The sequence below is a fragment of the Isoptericola sp. AK164 genome, from assembly GCF_029643425.1.
Classification (GTDB): Bacteria; Actinomycetota; Actinomycetes; order Actinomycetales; family Cellulomonadaceae; genus Isoptericola; species Isoptericola haloaureus.
The window spans coordinates 573989-596973 of record NZ_CP119106.1; the positions used below are offsets into that span (position 1 = coordinate 573989).

At 73.0% G+C, this 22985-nt stretch carries 14 protein-coding genes; 7 read left to right on the forward strand and 7 right to left on the reverse strand.

Features of this window, described 5'->3' with window-relative positions; all coding sequences use genetic code 11:
- Positions 1-102 precede the first annotated feature (102 nt).
- Together PO879_RS02620 and PO879_RS02625 are read right to left on the reverse strand one after the other, a co-directional pair.
- A complete protein-coding gene (locus tag PO879_RS02620; protein WP_278236386.1) occupies positions 103-1305 on the reverse strand; it encodes a glycosyltransferase in 1203 nt (400 codons plus the stop codon).
- 135 nt (positions 1306-1440) lie between these two features.
- Positions 1441-2094 (reverse strand): ATP-binding protein, encoded by a 654-nt coding sequence (locus tag PO879_RS02625; protein WP_278236387.1) that lies wholly within the window; start codon positions 2092-2094, stop codon positions 1441-1443.
- A gap of 146 nt (positions 2095-2240) precedes the next feature.
- On the opposite strand from PO879_RS02625, the gene PO879_RS02630 reads away from it, so the two are divergent.
- Positions 2241-3398, forward strand: a complete 1158-nt coding sequence (locus tag PO879_RS02630) for an endo-1,4-beta-xylanase (RefSeq protein ID WP_278236388.1) — start codon at positions 2241-2243, stop codon at positions 3396-3398.
- Between the two features lie 101 nt (positions 3399-3499).
- On the opposite strand, the gene PO879_RS02635 is transcribed toward PO879_RS02630, so the two are convergent.
- Genes PO879_RS02635 through PO879_RS02645 form a run of 3 tightly spaced genes read right to left on the reverse strand, consistent with a single transcriptional unit; the run spans position 3500 to position 6569 of the window.
- A complete protein-coding gene (locus PO879_RS02635; RefSeq protein WP_278236389.1) occupies positions 3500-4213 on the reverse strand; it encodes a lactate utilization protein C in 714 nt (237 codons plus the stop codon).
- Positions 4210-5769, reverse strand: a complete 1560-nt coding sequence (locus PO879_RS02640; RefSeq protein WP_278236390.1) for a LutB/LldF family L-lactate oxidation iron-sulfur protein — start codon at positions 5767-5769, stop codon at positions 4210-4212. The genes PO879_RS02635 and PO879_RS02640 overlap by 4 nt, the downstream gene beginning before the upstream one ends.
- Positions 5766-6569 (reverse strand): (Fe-S)-binding protein, encoded by an 804-nt coding sequence (locus PO879_RS02645; protein ID WP_278236391.1) that lies wholly within the window; start codon positions 6567-6569, stop codon positions 5766-5768. Before PO879_RS02645 ends, PO879_RS02640 begins: the two co-directional genes overlap by 4 nt.
- Positions 6570-6668: 99 nt before the next feature.
- Here PO879_RS02645 and PO879_RS02650 point away from each other — a divergent pair, with 99 nt between their 5' ends.
- Positions 6669-7376: an FCD domain-containing protein gene (locus tag PO879_RS02650; RefSeq protein ID WP_278236392.1), complete on the forward strand. Its 708-nt coding sequence runs from the start codon at positions 6669-6671 to the stop codon at positions 7374-7376.
- On the opposite strand, the gene PO879_RS02655 is transcribed toward PO879_RS02650, so the two are convergent.
- Positions 7373-8587: an AGE family epimerase/isomerase gene (locus PO879_RS02655; protein WP_278236393.1), complete on the reverse strand. Its 1215-nt coding sequence runs from the start codon at positions 8585-8587 to the stop codon at positions 7373-7375. The two genes, PO879_RS02650 and PO879_RS02655, sit on opposite strands and share 4 nt — an antisense overlap.
- A gap of 293 nt (positions 8588-8880) precedes the next feature.
- Here PO879_RS02655 and PO879_RS02660 point away from each other — a divergent pair, with 293 nt between their 5' ends.
- The 5 genes from PO879_RS02660 to PO879_RS02680 all read left to right on the forward strand — a co-directional run bounded on the left by PO879_RS02660 (position 8881) and on the right by PO879_RS02680 (position 21792).
- Positions 8881-12117, forward strand: coding sequence for a hypothetical protein (locus PO879_RS02660; protein WP_278236394.1), 3237 nt, complete (start codon positions 8881-8883; stop codon positions 12115-12117).
- A gap of 381 nt (positions 12118-12498) precedes the next feature.
- Complete coding sequence (locus PO879_RS02665) at positions 12499-17898, forward strand: fibronectin type III domain-containing protein (protein WP_278236395.1); 5400 nt, start codon at positions 12499-12501, stop codon at positions 17896-17898.
- Positions 17899-18052: 154 nt separating this feature from the next.
- Positions 18053-19078 carry a beta-ketoacyl-ACP synthase III gene (locus tag PO879_RS02670; protein WP_278236396.1) on the forward strand — a complete coding sequence of 342 codons (1026 nt, stop codon included), beginning with the start codon at positions 18053-18055 and terminating at the stop codon, positions 19076-19078.
- A 105-nt stretch (positions 19079-19183) separates the two neighbouring features.
- Complete coding sequence (locus tag PO879_RS02675) at positions 19184-20536, forward strand: Gfo/Idh/MocA family oxidoreductase (protein ID WP_278236397.1); 1353 nt, start codon at positions 19184-19186, stop codon at positions 20534-20536.
- Positions 20537-20739: 203 nt separating this feature from the next.
- The gene (locus tag PO879_RS02680) at positions 20740-21792 is read left to right on the forward strand and encodes a hypothetical protein (RefSeq protein ID WP_278236398.1); all 1053 of its coding nucleotides are present in this window, start codon (positions 20740-20742) and stop codon (positions 21790-21792) included.
- A 34-nt stretch (positions 21793-21826) separates the two neighbouring features.
- On the opposite strand, the gene PO879_RS02685 is transcribed toward PO879_RS02680, so the two are convergent.
- Complete coding sequence (locus PO879_RS02685; RefSeq protein ID WP_278236399.1) at positions 21827-22972, reverse strand: Gfo/Idh/MocA family oxidoreductase; 1146 nt, start codon at positions 22970-22972, stop codon at positions 21827-21829.
- Positions 22973-22985: the final 13 nt, after the last annotated feature.

Consider the following 22985-nt stretch of genomic DNA (forward strand, 5'->3'; position numbering starts at 1 on the left):
CAAGCGGGAAGCGCAGGGCGCGCAGCGCCCGTGAGCGCGACCGTGCCGTCGGGGTCGGACCCCCGCCGTCCGTCGTGGCGGAGCGGTGTCGCGGCCGGACCCTCAGGCGGCGACCTGCAGGCCGGTGCCGCGGAACGCCTGCTCGAGCACCTGGGCGTAGCCGGACAGCATCCGCACGTGGCTGAACCGCTGGCGTGCGGCAGTGAGCGCGCCGCGCAGCTCGCCGCGCCGGGCCGCTGCCTCGATCCACGTCTCGGCGATCTCCTCGGCGTCGAAGCTCGTGACGAACCCGATGCGCTCGACCAGGCGGGCGCTGTCGCCGACCGGGGTGGTGACGGGGACGGCGCCGCTCATCGCGCCCTCGATGAGGCACAGCGGGGCGGCCTCGCCGAACGCCGAGGTGAGGGCCACGACGTCGGCCATCGCAAAGACGTTCTCCATGTCCCGGCGCACGCCCTGCGGGTGGACCCGTGCCAGCAGGTCCGGATGGTCGCCGAAGGTCTCCTCGAGGTCCGCGACCAGGCCGGTGTTCTCCGTGGTCATGCCGGCGCCGCACATCATCACGTGACCGGCGGGCTCCCGCTCCAGGAAGGCGCGGGCGGCGGCCAGGAAGAGCCGGGGGTTCTTCATGGCGTCGTAGCGGGCCGCGTAGGCGACCAGGGTGGCGTCGGCCGGGATGCCGTGCGCACCGCGCAGCGCCATGCGCCGGACGCGGCGCAGCGGGTGGTAGCGGGTGAGGTCGATGCCGTTGGGCACGACCCGCAGCAGGTGCTCCGGGACGCCGGCGGCGGCGTAGGCCTCCTTGGTGGACTCCGCGCAGCAGATGCCGGCGACGAGCCGGCCGCTGTCGGCGGCGGCCTTGAGGTCGTCCAGCGCCGCGCCCGAGTGCTCCGGGTCGCTGCGGTGCAGGCAGGCCACCACGGGGCGGTCCGGGAAGCCCGGGTGCACGGCGAGGCGCAGCGGCTGCTCCTTGAGGGACATCACGACGTCGACGCCGGTGGCCTCGCGGGCGGCGATCTCCATCTCGGCGTCGGTGAAGGTCCGGGGGTCGTGGTCGTCGTCGGTCGACCGACCGAGGGTGGAGATCCGCACGCCGACCGACCGCAGGGACCGGTACCGCGGGTCGTCCTGCATCCGCTGCAGCATCGTCTCGCGTCGCACGGCGTCGTGGATGCTGAGGGCCGAGTGCTGCTGGTGGCCGTGGGTGTGCAGACCGGATACGACGGTCGAGTGCAGGACACGCGCACCGCCGGAGAAGAATCCCTCGTAGAGGGACAGGACACGAAGAGAACTGTGCTCGAACACGCTGACCACCTCCTGCTCTCAGGGTGGAGGTGCGTGATGTGGGGGTGATGACCGTGGTGTTACGTCTTCATGACACTTTGCGGGCCGATGACGTGGACAGTCCTGGCGGTCCGCGAGCGTTCGCCGGGTCGAGGGTCAGGCGAGCGCGCGGATCTCGTGCTCAGCGGCGTGCGGTGCGAGGGGGCGGCACCCGAGCCTGGTCCAGCGGCGCACCAGGGCGGGTTCGGCGCGCAGCAGCCCCCAGCCGCGGCGCAGCAGCGTGAACGGCGGCTTGCGGGACTCGGCGAGGTCGCGCAGCAGGCGGAACCAGAACGTCACCAGGCGCGGGCGTGCCAGGCAGATGGCGTCGGCCAGGATGCCCTCGGCGCGCAGGTCGGACACGAGCTCGGCGGCGAAGACGCCCTCGGCCAGCACCACCTTCTCGCCGTGCGCGTCGACCATCGTGGCGCCGGTCCGGCGCGACGTCGGGATGTCGTAGACGGGGACCTCGGTGCGGCCGGTGGTCGCGAGGGTGCGCAGCGCCTGCAGGGCGGCCTCGTGGTCCCAGCTCGCCGGGTCGTCCCAGTCGACGATGCCGAAGGCGTGCGGCATGCCGGGGTGGTCGTGGTCGCGGTAGAAGTCGTCGAGCATGACGACGGGCAGCCCGAGCCGGCGCGTCAGGGCGGACTTGCCGCTGCCGGAGGCTCCGGTGAGCAGCACGATCCGGGTGGCGGGACGACGTGCCTCGGCCGGGACGTCGAAGAGGGCGTCGGACGGCGGCACGGGAGCGGGCAGGTCGCTGTCGGTCACGGGAGCCCATTGTGCGGCGTCGGCGACGTGCGGGCGACCGGCACGCGAGGGGTGCGGGCATTGCGAAACCGATATCGATAACGATATCGTCGCGAGTCCGACGGCTCGACGACGAGCCGCCGGGCTCCACACAGGAAGGAACGACGATGTCCCATTCCCCGAGCACCAGGCGTGCTGCCGCCGTCGCGGCGTCGGCGGTCGCCGCCCTCGCCCTGTCCGGCACCGCGGTCCAGGCCACCCCGCCGGAACCGACCCTGCGCGCAGAGGCGCCCCGCGACCTCGAGATCGGCAGCGCCGTCTGGGGCCAGCGCGACCTCCTCGACCACGACCCCCAGGAACCGACCGCGTTCCAGCAGGTCCTCGCCGCGGAGTTCGGCTCCCTCACCCCCGAGAACGACATGAAGTGGGCCGAGATCCACCCCGAGCCGGACGTCTACGACTTCTCCGGTGCGGACGCGCTCGTGGAGTTCGCGAAGGCCCACGGCCAGGAGGTCCGCGGGCACACGCTGCTGTGGCACAGCCAGAACCCGGACTGGGTGACCGAGGCGAGCGAGACCTGGACCTGCGACGAGGCGCGCGACGTCCTCGAGGACCACGTCCGCACCGTCGTCGGCCGCTACGCCGGCGACATCTACGAGTGGGACGTGGCCAACGAGCTCTTCCAGGACGAGTGGGACGCGGGCGGTGTGCGGCTGCGCACCGAGGCCAACCCGTTCCTGGCGGCCTGCTCCGAGGACCCGGTCGGCCTCGTCGGAGACGTCTTCCGGTGGACGCACGAGGAGGACCCGGCCGCGGTGCTGTTCCTCAACGACTACAACGCCGAGGGCGTCAACGCCAAGACCGACGCCTACTACGCGCTGGCCCAGGAGCTGCTCGCCGACGGCGTGCCGCTGCACGGGTTCGGCGCCCAGGGCCACCTGAGCCTGCAGTACGGGTTCGACGCGTCGATCCAGGCGAACTTCGAGCGGTTCGCCGACCTCGGGCTGAAGGTGGCGGTCACCGAGGCCGACGTCCGCATGCCGCTCGGCGAGGACGGCGAGCCGACCGCCGAGCAGATCGCGCTCCAGGCGGAGCGGTACGACGCGATGCTCCGGGCCTGCTTGGACGTGGCCGCCTGCACGAGCTTCACGGTCTGGGGCTTCGACGACGGGCGGTCGTGGGTCCCCGACGTGTTCCCCGAGGGGTACGCCACGATCATGACCGAGGCCTACGAGAAGAAGCCTGCCTACGACGTCCTGCTCGAGAGCCTCACCGCGGCCACGCCCGGCCGGTCCCCGCGGACCCCGCCGGGTCTGAACAAGTAAGGCATTCGGTCGAGGTAGGCAACTTCCGGCCGAGGTAGGCAACGTCCGGCCGAGGTAGGCGACCCCGCGCGATGGCGACGCCTACCTCGGCCGGACGTTGCCTACCTCGGCGACACCAGCAGCACGTGCAGCGTGCGCGGCCCGTGCACCCCCTCGACCCGGTCGAGCTCGATGTCGCTGGTGGCGCTCGGGCCCGAGATCCACGTCTGCGGCCGCTCCGGGTGCGCGGACAGCCGGCGCACCATCTCCGGCACGGTCTGGACCACCTGGTCGGTCCGCACGACGCACAGGTGCACGTCGGGCACGAGCGAGACCGCCCGGCGTCCCTGGTCGGGCTCGCCGTCGAGCACGATCGTGCCGGTCTCGGAGCAGGCGACGCGCGCCGCGGTCACCACGGCGTCCAGCGCGTCCAGGTCGCCGGCCGTCAGCGGCGCCTCCGGCGTGTCCCGGTGCACGACGACGTCGTCCGTCAGGGCGGCCAGCCACCCGGCCTCGAGGCCGGACGGGGCCACGAGCGCGGTCGGGGCGGACCGGTCGGTTTCGGCCCCCGGGAGCTCCGCCACGAGCGCGGCGATCGCCGCGGGCAGCTCGTCGGGGGAGACCTGCCGCACGTGCGCCATGTAGTCCTCGAGCCGGTCCACGAGCTGCTCGACGACAGCCTCCGACCCGGGCGCGTCGTCCCCGGCGGTCCGGTACTCCCGCGGCACCTCCACGGCCGCGGGCGCCGTGCCGACCCGCCCGGCCGCCGTCGTCCCCGTCCCCGGCTGCCCGAGCGCCGCCCGGATCCGCTGCAGCACCTCCTCGCGCGCGCTCATCGCTCGCCCCCGTCCTTCTCGTGCTCTGCCATCCACTGCCGGAACGTCTGCTTCGGCGGCGCGGGCAGGTCCCGCGACCGGGTCCACGCGGACGCCGGCGGCGGGGCGTGCGAGACGACGCCGTCGGACCCGCCGAGCGCGTGCCCCAGCGTGGCGGCACGTCCCGCCACGCCGAACCGTCCGCCGTCGGACATCACCCAGGAGGCCGCCTTCATGGCCGCCCGCCACGGGTCCACGGCCGACCGGCTCCGGTCGGCGTCGACCTCGCGGGCCCGCAGGTCGACGAGGATCGAGGGGATGTCGATCTTGACGGGACAGACGTCGTAGCAGGCGCCGCACAGCGTCGAGGCGTAGGGCAGCGAGGAGTTGACGTCGTCGGAGCCGGACAGGCCGCCGCTGGACGCCGTGAGCTGCGGGGTCAGGATCGCCCCGATGGGGCCCGGGTAGACCGACCCGTAGGCGTGCCCACCGACCCGCTCGTACACCGGGCACACGTTGAGGCACGCCGAGCAGCGGATGCAGTGCAGCGCCGAGCGGCCCACCTCGTCGGCCAGCACGTCCGTGCGGCCGTTGTCGAGCAGGACCAGGTGGAACTCCTGCGGGCCGTCGCCGGGGGTCACGCCCGTCCACAGCGAGGTGTACGGGTTCATGCGCTCGCCGGTGGAGGACCGCGGCAGCAGCTGCAGGAACACCTCCAGGTCGTCGTAGGTCGGGACGAGCTTCTCGATGCCCATCACCGTCACGAGGGTCTCGGGCATCGTCAGGCACATGCGTCCGTTGCCCTCGGACTCCACGACGGCCAGGGTGCCGGTGTCGGCGACGCCGAAGTTCGCGCCCGACACGGCGACCTTCGCCGAGAGGAACTTGCGCCGCAGGTGCGCGCGGGCGGCCATGGCCAGCTCGCGCGGCACGTCCGACAGGTCCTCGGGGGCGTCGCCCATGCGCCGGCGGAAGATGTCGCGGATCTCGGACCGGTTGCGGTGGATCGCCGGGACGAGGATGTGCGAGGGCATGTCGTCGGCGAGCTGGACGATGAGCTCGGCCAGGTCCGTCTCGATGGCGGCGATGCCCTCGTCGGCCAGGTGCTCGTTGAGGCCGATCTCCTGGGTCGCCATGGACTTGACCTTGACGACCTCGTCGGCCTGCTTGGCCCGGGCGATCTCGGTGACGATGCGGTTCGCCTCGGCCGCGTCCCGGGCCCAGTGCACGACGCCGCCGCGGGCGGTGACGTTCTCCTCCAGCCGGGCCAGCAGGTCGGGCAGGTCGGCCATCACCTGCTCCTTGACGGCCGAGCCGGCGTCCCGCAACGCCTCCCAGTCGGGGACCTCGCCGACGACGGCGGCCCGCTTGCCGCGGATCGTGCGGGTGGCGTGCCCGAGGTTCGCGCGGAGCTGGTCGTCGCGCAGGGTCTGCTTCGCCGCCGCCGGGAAGGCGTCGCCCCAGCGCAGCGGCTCGTCGGGGTGGGGGACCGGGCCGAACGGCTCGTCCGGGGCGTCGCCGCCGGTCGCGCCGTCGGACCGGCGCCGGATGCCGGGGATGCCGAGGAACGTGCTCATCGGGCGACCTCCACGGAGTCGGCGCCCGAGCGGGCGCGGGGCAGGGCGGTGGGTTCGGAGCGGGTCGAGGCCAGGATCTCGGCGAGGTGCAGCGTCCCGACCCCGGCGCGCTCCCGCGAGAGGCCGCCGCCGATGTGCATGAGGCAGGACATGTCGCCGGCGGTCAGCACCTCGGCCCCGGTGCCGCGCACGTTCGCCGTCTTGTCCGCGAGCATCGCGGCCGAGGTGTCGGCGTTCTTCAGCGCGAAGGTGCCGCCGAACCCGCAGCACGACTCGGCCTCGGGCAGCTCGACCAGGTCGATGTCCTCGACGGCGCGCAGCAGCCGCAGCGGGCGCTCGCCGACGCCGAGCATGCGCAGCGAGTGGCAGGTCGGGTGGTAGGTGACCCGGTGGGGGAACCAGGCGCCGACGTCGGTGACGCCGAGCACGTCGACGAGCAGCTCGGACAGCTCGTAGGTCTTCGCGGCCACGGCGTCGGCGGTGGCGGCCAGGTCGTCGAGGCCCGCGCGACGGCAGACCATGGCCTGCTGGTGGCGGACCGACCCCGTGCACGACCCGGAGGGGATCACGACGGCGTCCCACTCGCCGTCGGCCACGGGGGCGAAGGTCTGCACGTGGTTGCGCACCACGGGCACGGCCTCGTCCACGTAGCCGGTGTTGATGTGCATCTGTCCGCAGCAGGCCTGGCTGCGGGGGTAGACGACGTCGTGCCCGAGCCGTTCCAGCAGGCGCACGGTGGCGCGCGGGGCGCCGGGGAAGAGGGTGTCCGCGATACAGGTCGCGGCCAGGGCGATGCGCAACGTCCGGCTCCTTCGGCGGCGGCGTGATGACACTACGTAAGGTCCGACCACTGTAGACCATGAATCGGCTTGTGGTCAGACCGACGCTAGGATCGATCCGTGCGTACCCACGAGAGAGTCCTCGCCCGCATCGAGTCCGACCTGGCCGCCGGCCGGTGGGCGCTGGGGGAGCGGCTCCCCGCCGAGCGGGCGCTCGCGGAGGAGCTCCAGGTCTCGCGTCCCTCGGTGCGCGAGGCGATCCGGATCCTCGAGGCCATGGGCATGATCCGCACCGCGGTCGGCTCGGGGCCGGACGCCGGTGCGACCGTCATCGACCGCCCCGCGGCCGGCCTCGGCGCGGCCGTGCGGCTGCACGTCGCGTCCGGGACCCTGCCGGTCCACGACGTCGTCGCGACGCGCGACGCGCTGGAGAGCTGGGCGGTCCGCGAGGCCGCGGGCCGCGGCGCCGGCTCGGACGACGACTGGGTCGCGGAGGCCGGGCGGCTCCTGGCCGCCATGGAGGTCCCGGACCTGGCGGTCGACGAGTTCGTCCGGCTCGACCAGGACTTCCACCTGGTCCTGGTCCGCCTCGGCGAGAACCAGCTCGTCGAGGCGATCCTCACCGGGCTGCGCAGCGCGGTGAGCTCCTACGTCGCGCGCGGCGTCGAGCAGCTGCCGACCTGGCCCGCGACGGCGGACCGGCTGTGCCGCGAGCACCGGACGATCCTCGACGCGGTGGTCGCCGGCGACGTCGACCGGGCCGTCCAGGTCACCCACGACCACATCTGGGGCTTCTACCGCGAGACGGGTCTGGCCGGCGACGTCTAGACGCTGCGCCGCGCGGACTCGGCGAACGACCCGCTCAGCGGCAGGTCCGGCACGAGCAGCGCCTGCACCGCGTGGTAGATGTCCGGCTTGCCGTCCCAGACGGTGGCCGCCGGGCGGTCGTCGGGGTCGAGCTCGTGGTGCCACGAGCCGCCGTCGGTGTCGACGAACCGGTCCCGGAGCAGGTCCCACCAGGACGTCGCGAGCTCGCGGTAGCGCGGCTCGTCCGTCACCGCCGCCAGCACCTCGGCCGCCGCGACGGCCTCGGCCGCGACCCAGTGGAAGCGGCGCCGCTCGACGGGCTCGCCGGACCAGTCCACCGTGTAGACGAACCCGGTGCCGTCGAACCCGTCGGCGAGGGCCCGGTCGAACAGCCGTCGGGCGGTCTCCGTGCGTCGGCCCGGGGTCCCCCCGGCGACGTCGACCTGGAGGAGGAGCCGGGCCCACTCGAAACCGTGCCCCGGGGTGGACCCGTAGGGCTTGAACGGGTCGCGGGGGCGGTCCGCGTTGAGCTCGAGGTCGGGGGTCCAGTCGGTCGTGAAGTGCTCCGGGACCCGCCAGCGCGTCGCCCCGGCCCACTGCTCCACCCGGTCGCAGATCCGCACGGCGCGGTCGTGCCACCGGGGGTCGCCGGTCGCGTCGGCGGCGGCGAGCAGCGCCTCGACGCCGTGCATGTTCGCGTTGATGCCGCGGTAGGTCGACAGGACGGTCCAGCTGCGGTCCCACTCGTCGACGAGCATCCCCGGCCCGTCGTCCCAGAACCGTCCGTCGAGGACGTCCAGGGCCTCGTCGAGCAGGGCTTCCGCGCCGGGGCGTCCGGCCTGGACCGCGGAGGAGGCGGCGAGCACCACGAACGCGTGGGTGTAGGCCGCCTTGGTGCCGTCGACGGCGTCGTCCGGCCCGACGGCGGCGAACCACCCGCCGTGCTCGGCGTCGTGCAGCGGGCCGGTCAGACCGGCCAGGGCCCGGTCGGCGAGGGCGTCGCACCCGGCGACGCCCAGCAGGTGGCCCAGGGCGTACGAGTGGGCCATCCGGCAGGTGATCCAGGTCTGCGTCGGCCGGGTCCGGTCCGCCGCGCCGTCCGCGTCGAGCCAGGCCGCGCCGTCCGGGCCGCCCAGCGCGGCGGCGCCGAAGTCGAGCAGGCGGCGGACCTCGGCGGCACGCCACCGACGGGCGTCGACGGCATCTGTGTCGGTCGGCCCGTGATCGGTCACCGAAGCGGTCCTCTCGGTCGGTCGTGGGGGCGGGCGCGTCGCCCCGCCCGGTCCCAACGTAGGTCACCGTTCGTCCGCGTGCCGAGGGCGCGGAAAGGCGTCGCCGGGCTGATGGCGGCCGATCGACCGGGCTTCGGTCGGGTGGGTGCCGTGGACAGCGCTATCCCTGACCGCCATGATGGGGGTGCGCGTTGATGAATCCATTCAGAAAATCTGTCCAAGAACCTCTCACCGGCGAGAGGGGCGCGCACCGGCTGCCAGCCGGACTCGATGACGAGACGACGAGGTGACCCGTGCATCGATCGAGAGAGTCCCGGACGTTCGACGACCGGCGACCACGACACCCCCTGACGACGACGGCGCTGGCCGCGCTCACCGCCGCCGTGATGGCCGCCGCCGGCGCCGTGCCCGCGGCCGGCGCCACCGACGGCTCCGAGCCGACCGATACCTACTTCGACTTCCAGTGCGACGGCAACCCCGTGGCCGACGGCTACGTCGAGGTCGGCACGTCCACGACGTACGACGAGGCCCGCGGCTACGGCCTCGAGGAGGCCCTGGCCTCGAACGCCTGCCGGGACCGAGGGTCCGACACCGACGAGGACCGCGACTTCCTGCTCCCGGGGAGCACCCCGTTCCTGGCCGACCTCCCGAACGGTGTGTACACGCTCGTGCTGCACTCCGGTGACGGCATCGCGTCCAGCAACACCGGCATGGTGGCCAACGGGGTCACGCTCAGCGACGCCCGCGCGGACTCGGGCGTCGTCAACGTCCGGACCCTGGAGGGCGTCCCCGTCACCGACGGGCGGCTCGAGGTGCGCTTCACCGGAAGCTCCGTGCGGGCGAACGCCCTCGAGGTCCTCATCCCGGTCGAGGTCCCGGCCGACGTCTCCGGGACGGTGCAGGCCTCCGCGGACCCGAGCGTCGAGCTGGGCTGGGGCGCCGTCGACGGCGCCACGGGCTACCGGGTGCACCGGTCGGCCGACGGCGGCGAGAGCACGCGGGTCGCCGACCTGCCGGCGGGCACGACGTCGTGGACCGACGTGGACGTCGAGCTCGCGCACGACTACACCTACCGCGTCGCGACCGTCGGCGAGACCGGACGGGAGTCCGCGCCGTCGGAACCCGTCGAGCTGACGATCGCCGACCCGGACGTCGACGCTCCGGCAGTGCCGCAAGGCCTCGTGGCCGAGGGCACCGACCTGAGCTGGCAGCCGGTCGACGGTGCCCTGGCCTACGACGTCTACCGGGGACGCCCGGGGCGGTCCACCACGCTGGTCGAGCGGACGGCCGACACCACCTGGTCCGACGACGCGGCCGAGCCGACGCGCGACTACACCTACCAGGTGGCGGCCGTCGGCCTCGGTGGACGTTCCGAGCGCTCCGCCGTCGTCGAGGTGCCGGCGTCGGTCGAGCTGTCCCGGCAGGCCGAGCGCATCGGCCGCCAGCCTGTCGCGGCGCAGTCCGAGGACGGCGTCTACGTCGGCTGGCGGATGCTGGGCGAGGACCCCGAGTCGATCGCGTTCCACGTCTACCGTGACGGCGAGCAGCTCACCTCCGAGCCCCTCGGCGGATCGACCAACTATCTGGACGCCGACGGCCAGGCCGGCTCCTCCTACCGGATCTCCTCCGTCGTGGACGGCACGGAGCGGTGGGCCACCGCCGAGTTCGGCGTGTGGGACGGCCAGACGCTGGACCTCCCGCTGGACAAGCCGGCCGACGGCGAGACGCCCGCCGGGGACGCGTTCAGCTACTCGGCGAACGACGCCTCCGTGGCAGATCTCGACGGTGACGGCGAGTACGAGTACGTCGTCAAGTGGTATCCGTCCAACGCCCAGGACAACTCCCGTCCCGGCTACACCGGCAACACGCTCCTGGACGCCTACGAGCTCGACGGCACCCGGCTGTGGCGCATCGACCTCGGTGTGAACATCCGTTCCGGCGCCCACTACACCCAGTTCCAGGTGTTCGACTACGACGGCGACGGGAAGGCCGAGGTGGCGGTGAAGACGGCCGACGGCACCGTCGACGGTGCGGGCACGGTCATCGGTGACGCCTCCGCCGACTACCGCCGCTCCGACGGCTACGTGCTGTCCGGCCCGGAGTTCCTCACCGTGTTCGACGGGGAGTCCGGCGTCGCGCTCGACACCGTCGACTACGTGCCGCCGCGCGGCGACGTGAGCTCGTGGGGCGACGGCTACGGCAACCGGGTCGACCGGTTCCTGGCGGCCTCGGCCTACCTGGACGGCGAGACCCCGTCGATGGTGTTCGCTCGTGGCTACTACACCCGGGCCGTCATCGCGGCCTTCGACTTCGACGGGGAGGAGATCAGCGAGCGGTGGGTCTTCGACTCGGACGTCGAGGGCGGTCAGTACCGCGGTCAGGGCAACCACGACATGCAGGTGGCGGACGTCGACGGCGACCAGAAGGACGAGATTGTCTACGGGTCGATGACCGTCGACGACGACGGGAACGCGCTGTACAACACCGGGCTCGGGCACGGCGACGCCATGCACGTCTCGGACTTCGACCCGACGCGTCCGGGTCTGGAGCTCTTCGCCGCGCACGAGTCGATGGGTCAGTCCGGCAACCGGGGCGCGACGTTCCGCGACGCCGAGACCGGCGAGATCCTCTGGTCGATCCCGGCCGAGCGGGACACGGGCCGTGCGGCGATGGCCGACATCGACCCGCGGTACGACGGCGCCGAGGGTTGGGCCGTGGGTGGTGACGCCTCCTGGAACTCCGAGGTCGGCCAGCTGGTGTCCTCCACCAGCGGTGAGGTGATCGCCGAGTCGATCCCGGCGGCCAACTTCACGACGTTCTGGGACGGCGACCTGCTGTCGGAGATCGGTGACCACGACTTCGACTCCGAGGCCTACCAGGGCGTGCCGACGATCTCGAAGTGGGACTACGAGAACGCCGAGGAGGTGGAGATCTACCGCGCCGAGGGCACCCGGTCCAACAACGGCACGAAGGGCAACCCGGCCCTCCAGGCGGACATCTTCGGCGACTGGCGCGAGGAGTTCGTGACTCGCACGGACGACTCGACCGCGCTGCGGATCGCCACCACGGTAGACCTGACCGAGCACCGCCTGCGGACGCTCATGTCGGACTCCCAGTACCGCCTGGCCGTGGCCTGGCAGAACACGGCCTACAACCAGCCGCCGCACACCTCGTACTTCATCGGCGAGGGGATGGAGGCACCGGAGGCCCCGCGTCTGGCGTACACCACCGAGGCGGAGACGATGCCGATCGTCGTCGACGAGGCGCCGGAGAAGGTCGTCGTCACGGCCGAGAAGCTGGACGACGGCACGGTCACGGCGACCGTGCGGATCGTGCAGGGCGGTCCGGCGACGGCGGTGACGCTGCGGATCGACGGCGAGGAGACCGCCTCCGTGGACCTGCCCGACGGGTCGACCGCGGTCGACCTCGACCTCGGGGAGCTGTCGGCCGGCAAGCACGAGCTCACGGCGACAGCCGTCAACGAGCTCGGTGCGGTGGAGAGCGCGGAGCGTCAGGTCACGATCTCGTGAGGTGACCCGACCCGATCCCGACCCGGCCGGGGGTCGCCGTCGTCCGCGACGGGGCCCCCGGCCGTCTGCTGCGTGGGTCGGCTCCCGCGAGGCGGACGGGCCCCTCGGGGAACGAGGGTGCCGGAGCAGGTCGGTCTGGACAGCCTCGCTCGGAGCAGGCATGATGACCACAGACGCGCTTGAATCCATTCAAAAAAACCATTCAACAAACCTCACCGACGAGGGGCCAGCGCGTCGCCGGCCGAGGCCGGACTCAACGACGAGACGACGAGGTGACCAGTGCATCAGCCCAGCAGGCACTCACGTGCCGAGCGAGCAAGCGCTTACCAGCACCAACCGGACAACCCGACCGCTCCGACCGCCCGGACCGCCAGGTCCCTCGTGGCCGGTGCCGCCGCCGCAGCCCTCGTGCTGCCGCTCCTGCCCGCCGCCGCGACCGCGGCCGAGGAGGAGCCTGCCCAGTGGTCCTTCGACTTCGGCACCGCAGACAGCCCCGTCGCGGAGGGCTTCACGCAGGTCCACGGCGGCACCGCCTACAGCGCGGAGACCGGCTTCGGCATCACCACGGGTGAGCAGGCCTCCCGCGACCGCTCCACCGACGTCGACCCCCTCACCGGAGACTTCGTGCTCGGGTCCGACTGGGAGTTCGCGGTGGACGTGCCGAACGGCACCTACGACATCGAGGTCTGGACCGGGGACACCCTCGCGGGGACCTCGAGCGTGCGGACCTCCGTGTCTCCCGAGGGCGGCGAGGCCACCAACATCTACGCCGACGCCGAGCAGACCGCCAGCGGCACGCTGTCCGCCGAGGTCTCCGACGGCCAGCTCAACCTCGGCATCACCGGCAAGGGCTACGGCTACGTCAACGGCATCCAGATCACGGAGTCGACCGGCGACGGCGGCGACGACGGGTCCGGTGACGGCGGGGGCGACGACGGGTCCGGCGACGGCGGCACCACCGGTGCCGCCGGTCCCGAGAACGTCCGCATCGCCCACGCGAGCGCCGACCAGGTCGTCGTGCGCTGGAACGAGGTCGCCGGTGCCAGCGAGTACGTGCTGACCCGCAGCGACGCCGTGGACGGCGAGTACACCGAGATCGCCCGGACCGGGTCGCGCGAGGTGTTCCACGCCGACACCGACGTCGACACCTCCGCCGTGCACTACTACCGCGCGCACGCCGTGACCGCGGACGGCCTCACCGAGGCGTCCGCGCCGGTGGTCAGCACGCTGGCGAGCGAGCCGAGCTTCCCCGAGTCCGGCACCCTGCAGATCGACCTCGGCTCCGGGGCCGTGGCCGACGGTGCGGTCGGCGTCGACGCCGACACCGCGTACACCGCCGAGAACCGCCTCGGGTTCGTCGACACCTCCGTGGTGACGGCGACGGACGACGGCGGCGACAACGCCCTGCGCGGCGACTTCGTCACGACCGACGGCGGACAGCTCGTCGTCGACCTGCCGAACGGCGACTACACGGTCGACCTGATCGCCGGCGCGGCCGACGCCGCCACGGACGTCGCGATCACCGCCGAGCAGATGGCCAAGGTCCAGCAGACCGAGCGGGCTGCCGGCGAATACCTCGAGATGTCGTTCGACATCGCCCTCGTGGACTCCCAGCTCAACCTGCAGATCGCCGGCGGCGCCGCGAACCTCAACGCGCTGACGATCACGCGTCTGGGCGACCGCGACGCGGCCGACCGTCCGACCGCATTCGTCACCGGCGACTCGACCGTCCAGACGTACGACGAGTACTGGGCGCCGCAGGCCGGCTGGGGTCAGATGATCGAGCGGTTCCTGTCCGACGACGTCGCGGTGGACAACCACGCCATCGGCGGCCGGTCCTCGAAGAACTTCATCAGCCAGGGCCGCCTCGACACCGTGCTGAAGCAGATCCGTCCGGGCGACTACCTGTACGTCCAGTTCGGCCACAACGACAACAGCTACGGGGTCGACGACCGCTGGGCCGCCCCGGGCGACTACGCCTGGTACCTGCGCACCTTCGTCGAGGGGGCCGTCCAGCGCGGCGCCCAGCCGATCCTGGTCACGCCGGTCTCGCGCCGGTCGTTCGACCCGGACACCGGGGAGTTCAACGTCTCCTTCCCGGACTACGTCCAGGCCGCCACGGACGTCGCCGCCGCCACGGGCACCCCGCTGGTGGACCTGTCGGCCTCCTCGCGGGCCTACCTGAACGAGATCGGGCCGGAGGCCGCCAAGAGCGTGTTCCTGCACGTGCCGGCCGGGGTGTACCCGAACCGACCCAACGGCACGACGGACGACACCCACTTCCAGGAGTACGGCGCCATCCAGATGGCCCGCCTGGTCGCGCTGGACACCGCCGAGCTGGACGTCCCGCTCGCGGACGAGGTCGTGGACGCCGAGCCGCCGGCCGACGTCCCCGAGGCGCCGGCCGGCGTCGTCGCGGGCAACATCTCCGCCTCGAGCGCCACCCTGACGTGGACCGAGGTGGAGGGCGCCGACATCTACAATGTGTTCGCCAAGGCGTCCGACGCCGGGGACGACGCCTGGGACCTCGTCACCACCTCGACCATCGGCGTGGCGAACGTCGGCGGGCTCACCGAGGGCACCTCGTACGACCTGCGCGTCGTCGCGGTCAACGGGGCGGGCGACTCGGAGCCGTCGGCCACGGTCACGATCGAGACCAAGGCGCCGATCTACAAGTTCGACCTGCAGCTCGCCTCCAACGGCGTCACCGAGGACGGGTACACCGCCTTCGACGACACCACGCTGTACACCGCCGAGCTCGGCTACGGCTTCACCTCGGACTCCGGTCCCGGTGGCCGCGACCGCGGCACCGGCGACGGCCAGCTCGACGACCTGCAGCGCGACTTCCTGCTGCCGAGCGCCGGCACCCCGATGCGGTTCGACGTGCCGAACGGCACCTACGCCGTCGAGGTGATCTGGGGTGACCTCATCGGGACCGCCCGTCTGGGCGTGACCATCGAGGGCACCGACTACGGCTCGTCGAACGCCGGCCGTGGCGGCACCTCCAGCAAGATCGTCCAGCCGGTGGTCGTCACCGACGGGACGATCGACATCGTCGCCGAGGGCTGGTTCAACGGCCTGACGATCACGCCGCTGCTGTACGCGCCGACCGAGCTCACCGCCGGCGACGTGTCCATCGACGGGTCCGCCGTCGAGGTCCCGCTGAGCTGGCAGCCGGCCGAGGACGTGGCGGGCTACCGCGTCTACCGCCTCGCCGAGGGCGCGGCGGAGCCGACGGCGCTCGCCGACGTCGAGTCCGGCGTGACCGAGTTCGTGGACACCACGGCGGACGTCGGCCTGCAGTACACCTACACCGTCGTGGCGACGGACGACGCCGGCAACGAGTCGGTGCCGTCGAACGAGCTCGGGCTGACGACGGTGGACCCGGACGTCCCGACCGCCCCGACGCCGTCGGGCCTGGCCGTGGGCGACATCGCCAAGAACGCGGTCTCGCTGGGCTGGGAGCCCGTCGAGGACGCGCTCTTCTACCACGTGTACCGCGAGGACAAGGGCGGCGAGCTGGTCCTGATCGACCGGGCTGCGGACGCGCAGTACACCGACACCGACGTGCTCACCACCGTCGAGTACACCTACGCGGTGGCCTCGGTGAACGCCGGTGGTGTCTCCGAGCTGTCGGAGACGGTGACCTCGGAGGCCGTGACGAACCTGTCGCGGCAGGCCGAGCGCATCGGCCGCCAGCCCGTCGCGGCGCAGTCCGAGGACGGCGTCTACGTCGGCTGGCGGATGCTGGGCGAGGACCCGGCGTCGATCGCGTTCCACGTCTACCGCGACGGCGAGCTGCTGACGGACGAGCCGATCAGCGGGTCGACGAACTACGTGGACACGGACGGCCAGGCCGGCTCCTCCTACCGGATCTCCTCCGTCGTGGACGGTACGGAGCGGTGGGCCACGCAGGAGTTCTCCGTCTGGGACGGCCAGACGCTGGACATCCCGCTGAACAAGCCGGCCGACGCCTACACGAAGGACGGCCAGCCGTACTCCTACACCGCGAACGACGCCACCGTGGCGGACCTCGACGGTGACGGCGAGTACGAGTACGTCGTCAAGTGGTACCCGACCAACGCCCAGGACAACTCCCGTCCCGGGTACACGGGGAACACCTACCTGGACGCCTACGAGCTCGACGGCACCCAGCTGTGGCGCATCGACCTCGGGATCAACATCCGCTCCGGCGCCCACTACACCCAGTTCCAGGTGTTCGACTACGACGGCGACGGGAAGGCCGAGGTGGCGATGAAGACCGCCGACGGCACCACCGACGGCGTCGGCACGGTCGTCGGGGACGCCCGGGCGGACTTCCGCCAGTCCAACGGGTACGTGCTGTCCGGTCCGGAGTACCTGTCGGTCTTCGACGGCGCCTCCGGCGAGGTGCTCGACACGATCGACTACGTGCCGCCGCGCGGCGACGTCGGCTCGTGGGGCGACGGCTACGGCAACCGGGTCGACCGGTTCCTGGCGACGACCGCCTACCTCGACGGCGAGACGCCGTCGATGGTGTTCAGCCGTGGCTACTACACCCGGACGGTCATCGCGGCGTTCGACTTCGACGGGGAGGAGCTCAGCGAGCGCTGGGTCTTCGACTCCGACGAGGCGGGCGACCAGTACCGCGGTCAGGGCAACCACGACATGCAGACCGCGGACGTGGACGGCGACCAGAAGGACGAGCTCGTCTTCGGGTCGATGACCGTCGACGACGACGGCTCGGTCCTGGTCAACACCGGGCTCGGGCACGGCGACGCCATGCACGTGTCGGACTTCGACCCGTCGCGTCCGGGCCTGGAGCAGTTCGCGGCCCACGAGAACATCCCCGCCTCGGGCAACCGGGGGGCGACGTTCCGCGACGCCGAGACCGGCGAGATCCTCTGGTCGATCCCGGCCGAGGTCGACACCGGTCGTGCCGCCATGGCCGACATCGACCCGCGGTACGACGGCGCCGAGGGCTGGGCCGTGGGCGGCGACGCCGCCTGGGACTCGCCCGTCGGCCAGCTCGTGTCCTCGTCCGGCGAGGTGATCGCCGAGTCCATCCCGGCGGCGAACTTCACCACCTTCTGGGACGGCGACCTGCTGTCCGAGATCGGGGACCACGACTGGGACGGTGACGCCGGCGTCGGCGTGCCGACCATCGCCAAGTGGGACTACGAGAACGCCGAGGAGGTGGAGATCTACCGGGCCGAGGGGACCTTCTCGAACAACTACACCAAGGGCACGCCCGCACTGCAGGCGGACCTGTTCGGTGACTGGCGCGAGGAGATCGTCAGCCGCACGGAGGACTCCACCGCCCTGCGGATCTCGACCACGGTGATCCCGACCGAGCACCGGCTTCGGACGCTCATGTCGGACTCCCAGTACCGCCTGGCCGTGGCCTGGCAGAACACCGGCTACAACCAGCCGCCGCACACCTCGTACTTCATCGGCGAGGGCATGGAGACGCCCGACGCACCGCGTCTGGCGTACACCACCGAGGCGGAGACGATGCCGATCGTCGTCGACGAGGCGCCGAAGAAGGTCGTCGTCACCGCCGAGAAGCTGGACGACGGCACGGTCACGGCGACCGTGCGCAGCGTCCGGGGCGGCGCCGTGACGTCGGTAGTGCTCCGCGTCGACGGGCAGACGGTCGCCACGGCCAGCCTGCCCGACGGGGCCTCGACGGTCGACTTCGACCTCGGGGCGCTGGAGCCCGGCAAGTACGAGCTCACCGCCACCGTGGCCAACGAGCTGGGCTCCGTCGAGAGCAGGGGGCGTCAGCTCACGATCTCGTGAGCTGAGCTGAGCTGAGCTGAGCCGACCCGGCCGGGGGTCGCCGTCGTCCGCGACGGTGGCCCCCGGCCGTCGTCGTGCCGGGCGTCGCCGGCGACGTCTCGCCTTCCGAACGGGCAGGCGGGACAGCGGGCCGCGGCGTGCCATGATCGGAGTCATGCTCTCGCTCCCCGCCGGTGCGGCCGGCTCCCGGATCGTCGGCCTCGGTCACCACCAGCCCGCCAAGGCCCTGACCAACGACGACATCGCACAGTTCGTCGAGACGAACGACGAGTGGATCCGGTCGCGCACCGGCATCGTCACCCGGCACGTCGCCGCCGACGACGTCACGGTGGCGGACATGGCCACCGCGGCGGCGGAGCACGCGCTGGCCGACGCCGGGGTGGCGAGCGACGACGTCGACCTGGTGATCGTGGCCACGACCACCGCGGCCGACCGTTCGCCGAACACCGCGGGCCGGGTGGCCTACGCGCTGCGTACCGGGGTCCAGCCGGGGGCGAGCACGCCGGAGGGCGAGGACGAGCCGGACCTGCGCGGGGTCGTCGGACCCGGCGTCATCGACGTCAACACCGCCTGCTCCGGGTTCGCCTACGCCGTGGGCCTCGCCGACCAGGCCATCCGCGCCGGCAGCGCCCGGACCGCCGTCGTCGTCGGCTCGGAGAAGCTGACGGCGGTGACGGACTGGTCCGACCGGTCCACCTGCATCCTCACGGCCGACGGGGCCGGTGCCGCGGTGCTCCAGGCCGCCGAGGAGCCCGGCGTCGGGCAGGTCGTGTGGGGCTCCGAGCCGGAGATCACCCCGGCGGTGCGGATCGAGGCCCCGGCCGAGCGCTTCGCGCAGGACGGCCGTGCGGTGTTCAAGTGGGCGATCACCCGGGCCGCCGAGCGGGCCCGCCGTGTGGTCGAGGCCTCCGGGCTCACGCTGGACGACGTCCAGGTGCTGGTGGCCCACCAGGCGAACCTGCGGATCATCGAGCCGCTGGCGAAGTCGCTCGGGCTCGAGGACCGCATCGTGGTCAGCGACATCACGGAGTCGGGCAACACCTCCGCGGCCTCGATCCCGCTGGGCCTGTCCAAGTGGTGGCATGACGGGCGGATCCCCGCGGGGGTGCCGGCGCTGCTGTTCGGCTTCGGCGGCGGGTTCACCTGGGCCGGCCAGGTGGTCATGACGCCGCAGCGCTGAGTCCGCTCCGGCGCCCACCTGGTCGTTCGCCAGGCACGGTCGGGGCAGGGGTCCGGTAAAGTGGTGGAAACCGCTTTCTGACCCGGAAGACCCCAGGAGCCAACGTTGTCCTCCACCACCAGCCGCCTCCGCTACGCCGTCGTCGGCACCGGCCACCGTGCCGGCATGTTCGTCGGCGGGCTGCTCGAGAACCACGCCGACGAGGGCGAGATCGTCGCCTGGGTCGAGCCCAACCCGGTGCGTGCCGCCGTCCACGAGGCGCGCGTCGCCGCCAAGGTCGGCGGCACCCGCCCGGTCTACGCCCCGGCCGACCTGGAGAGGGCGATCGCCGAGCAGCAGGTCGACCGCGTCGTGGTCACCAGCGTCGACAACACCCACGCCGAGATGGTCTCCCGGGCCCTGCGCGCCGGCGTCGACGTCGTGGTGGAGAAGCCCATCGCCGCCTCGGCCGACGAGGCGCGGCAGATCGCCGACGCCGTGGCCGAGACCGGCCGCGACGTCACGATGACCTTCAACTACCGCTACTCGCCGCGGAACTCGGCGCTGCGCGAGGTCGTCGCCTCCGGCGAGATCGGGCAGGTGCTGTCCGTGCACTTCGACTGGGCGCTGGACACCGTCCACGGGGCCGACTACTTCCGGCGCTGGCACCGCGAGAAGGTCAACAACGGCGGGCTGCTGGTGCACAAGTCGAGCCACCACTTCGACCTCGTCAACTGGTGGATCGACGACGTGCCGACCCGGGTCTTCGCCAGCGGCGGCCGCCGGTTCTACGGCGACGACGGCGCGCACGAGACGGACTACGAGCCCACCGCGGGCGAGCAGGACCTGCGGGCCCGGGGCGTGGACCCGTGGGCGATGGACCTCGACAAGGACCCGTACCTGCTCGAGCTCTACGGACCCGAGGCCCAGGCGCACGACGGCTACGTGCGCAACAAGTCGGTGTTCGACGCCGGCATCACCACCGAGGACACGCTCGGCCTGGTCGTCGAGTACGCCGGCGGGGCGATGCTGACCTACTCCCTGACGGCGCACAGCCCCTGGGAGGGGTACCGCGTCGTGGTCAACGGCACGCGGGGCCGCGCCGAGCTGGAGGTCGTCGAGCGCGGGTCCGTGCTCTTCGGCGACGACGGGCGCGCCGTGCTGGACCCGAGCTTCAGCGACGCCTACGCCGAGGACGCCGTGCGCCCCGTGGGCGAGCGCCTCGTCGTGCAGCGGCACTGGGAGCAGGCCGAGGAGCGCCCGATCGTCGCGGTCGCCGCCGGCGGGCACGGCGGTGGCGACACGCTGCTGCTCTCGGACGTGTTCCACGGCCGCGACGAGGTCGACCCGCTGGGACGTGCCGCGGGGTTCCTCGACGGCCTGCGCGCCTCGGGCGTGGGGTACGCGGGCAACCGCTCGCTGGAGACGGGGGAGCCGGTGCGTCTCGCCGACCTCGGCCTCGGCGTCGACCTGGGCTGACCCCCTTCCCGCGAGATCGACGCACCCGTGCCGAGATCGACGCACCGTGCGTCGATCTCGGCACGGGTGCGTCGATCTCGCGGTGGGGCGGTGGCGGTGGGCGTGGTGCCGTCTCACATCGTCGAACACGTCTGGACCCGGGAGGCGCGGCGGGTTACAGTCCGGAAAGCGCTTGCCAACCTGCCAGACACTGGAGACCGACGATGACGTCCACGACCGCACCCGCGACGGCACCCGCCCCCGCACGTCCGGCGGGCCGCCCGCCGGCTCCTGGCCCGGACCGGCCGCGCACCGCCGTGCGCACCGCACGACGACGGGCCGTCCTCGTGGGCGACGGTCCGACGGCGGAGGCCGTCCGTGACGCGCCGGCCGGGCCGCACGCCGACGTCGTCGACCTGGTCGCCGACCTGGTCGGCGGCTCGGCGTCGAGCGAGGCCGCCGACGTCGACCGGCTGGTGCGCGAGACGGCGCCGGACGTCGTCGTGGTCGCGTCCTCCCGCCCGACAGCCGCCGTCGTCGCCGCCCTGGACACCGGCGCGGACGTCGTGCTGGACGGCGCACCGGCCGGGGCCGGCGAGATCTACACGCTGGCCGAGGCCGTGCGGCGCGCCGAGGGCCGGCTCTCCGCCGCCTTCGACGACCGCTACGCCGCGGCCGCGGCGGAGCTGCGCCGGGTCGTGGCCGACGGGCGGCTCGGCACGGTGGTCTCGGCCCACGCCGAGTGGCTCCACGCGAACCGCGACCCCCGGACCGCGGCCGCGCGCACCAGCCGCCGGGCCGACATGCTCGGATGGTGGATCGACGACCTGCCGGTGTCCGTGTTCGCCCAGGGGCCGGGGTCCACGGGCCGGGCATCCGGCGTCGCGTCCGGCCACGGCATGGTGCTCGGCTACCAGGACGGGGCGACGGTCACCTGCAGCGAGACGGCGGGCGGTCCGCGCACCGGCTACCGGGTCGCGGTGAACGGGACGCTGGGCCGGGCGGACCTCGAGGTCGTCCACGGGCAGGGGGCCCGGCTCGTGGTGCACCGGCACGGCGGCGGCGCGGACGTCGTCCTGGACGCCGGTGCCGTCGCAACCGACGGGCGCTCGGCCATGCTCCGCGCCCTGCTGGCGGGCGGCGACGACGCCGGACCGCTGCGCCGTCGCGCCGACGGGTCCGACCTGCTGCGTGCCGCCGGGGTCGCGGCCGCGGCCGCCCGCTCGGCGGCCTCGGGCCGCGCGGTCCCGCTGAGCGCGCTCGGCCTGGCGCTCTGAGCCGTCCGCCGGCTCGCCGCAGCGGGGCCGTGCGTCAGCGGGTCCAGGGCGCCCCGAGCTCGCTGAACGTCTGCTGGCGGCGCGCGACCTGCTCGCACCAGTCGGCGACGTCGCTGACGACCGGGTGCCGGGCGTCGCCCTCACCGACCCACGTGACGAGCTCGTCCGGCATCGGCCGCGGGTCCGGGCCGGTGCGGACGGCCTCCAGCACGCGCATGAACGCGCCGGTGTCCCGCACGTCGCACAGCAGGCGGCGCTGCGGGTCGTCGTCGGCGCGCACCTCGAGCAGGTCCTCCAGCAGCGAGGTGCGGCCGTAGGTCTTGTCCAGGGTGAGGCGGTCGCTGCGCAGCACGAGCCGGTCGGACTCGTAGAACAGCTCGATCTCGCCCGCGGTGCCGAGCACCAGCACCCGGGCCCGGGTCCGCTCGGCCGCGCACAGGGTCAGGCCGAAGCCGTAGCGGGTGCCGTCCGCCGCGGTGACGCGGACCGAGGACGTGTCGTCGGCCTCGATCGGGTTGGCCCGGTAGAGGTCCGTGTCCACCCAGGCGACGTCCTCGGCGCGGGTCACGCCGCCGATCCGCAGCGCCGTGGCCACCGCGTGCGCGAGCGGGTTCGTCACGACGCCGTCGACGACGTCGCGACCGTCCAGCCGTCGGCGGCCCGCCCACGGCGCCCGGGCCCAGTACGCGGCGTCGCGCACCCAGGTCCCGACGGCGCCGAACCCGACGACGTCGCCGATCTCGCCGCGGGCGACGAGCTCGGACACCGCGGGCAGGGCGTGCGACCCGAAGGTCTGGAAGCCCACCTGGCAGGACCGGCCCGTGCGCTCGGTGACGGCGACGAGCTCGGTCAGCTCGGCCAGCGACGCCGTCGTCGGCTTCTCCAGCAGCACGTCCATGCCCGCCTCCATGGCCGCCCGGGCCAGCGGCAGGTGGGTGGGGATGGGCGTGCAGAGCACGACGACGTCGGGGCGGACGGCGTCGTCGGCCGACAGCAGGTCACCGAGGGTGGGGTACCAGGGGGTCCCGGCCCCGTGGGCCGGGTGGTCGGGGTCCGGCTCGCGCGGGTCCACGACCGCGCACAGCTCCGCGCGGCCCGCACGGGTCAGCTCGAGCGCGGTGCGGACGTGGTTGGTCCCGTGGCCGTGGATGCCGACCACGGCGAGGCGGGGGCTGCTCATGGAGGTGCTCCTG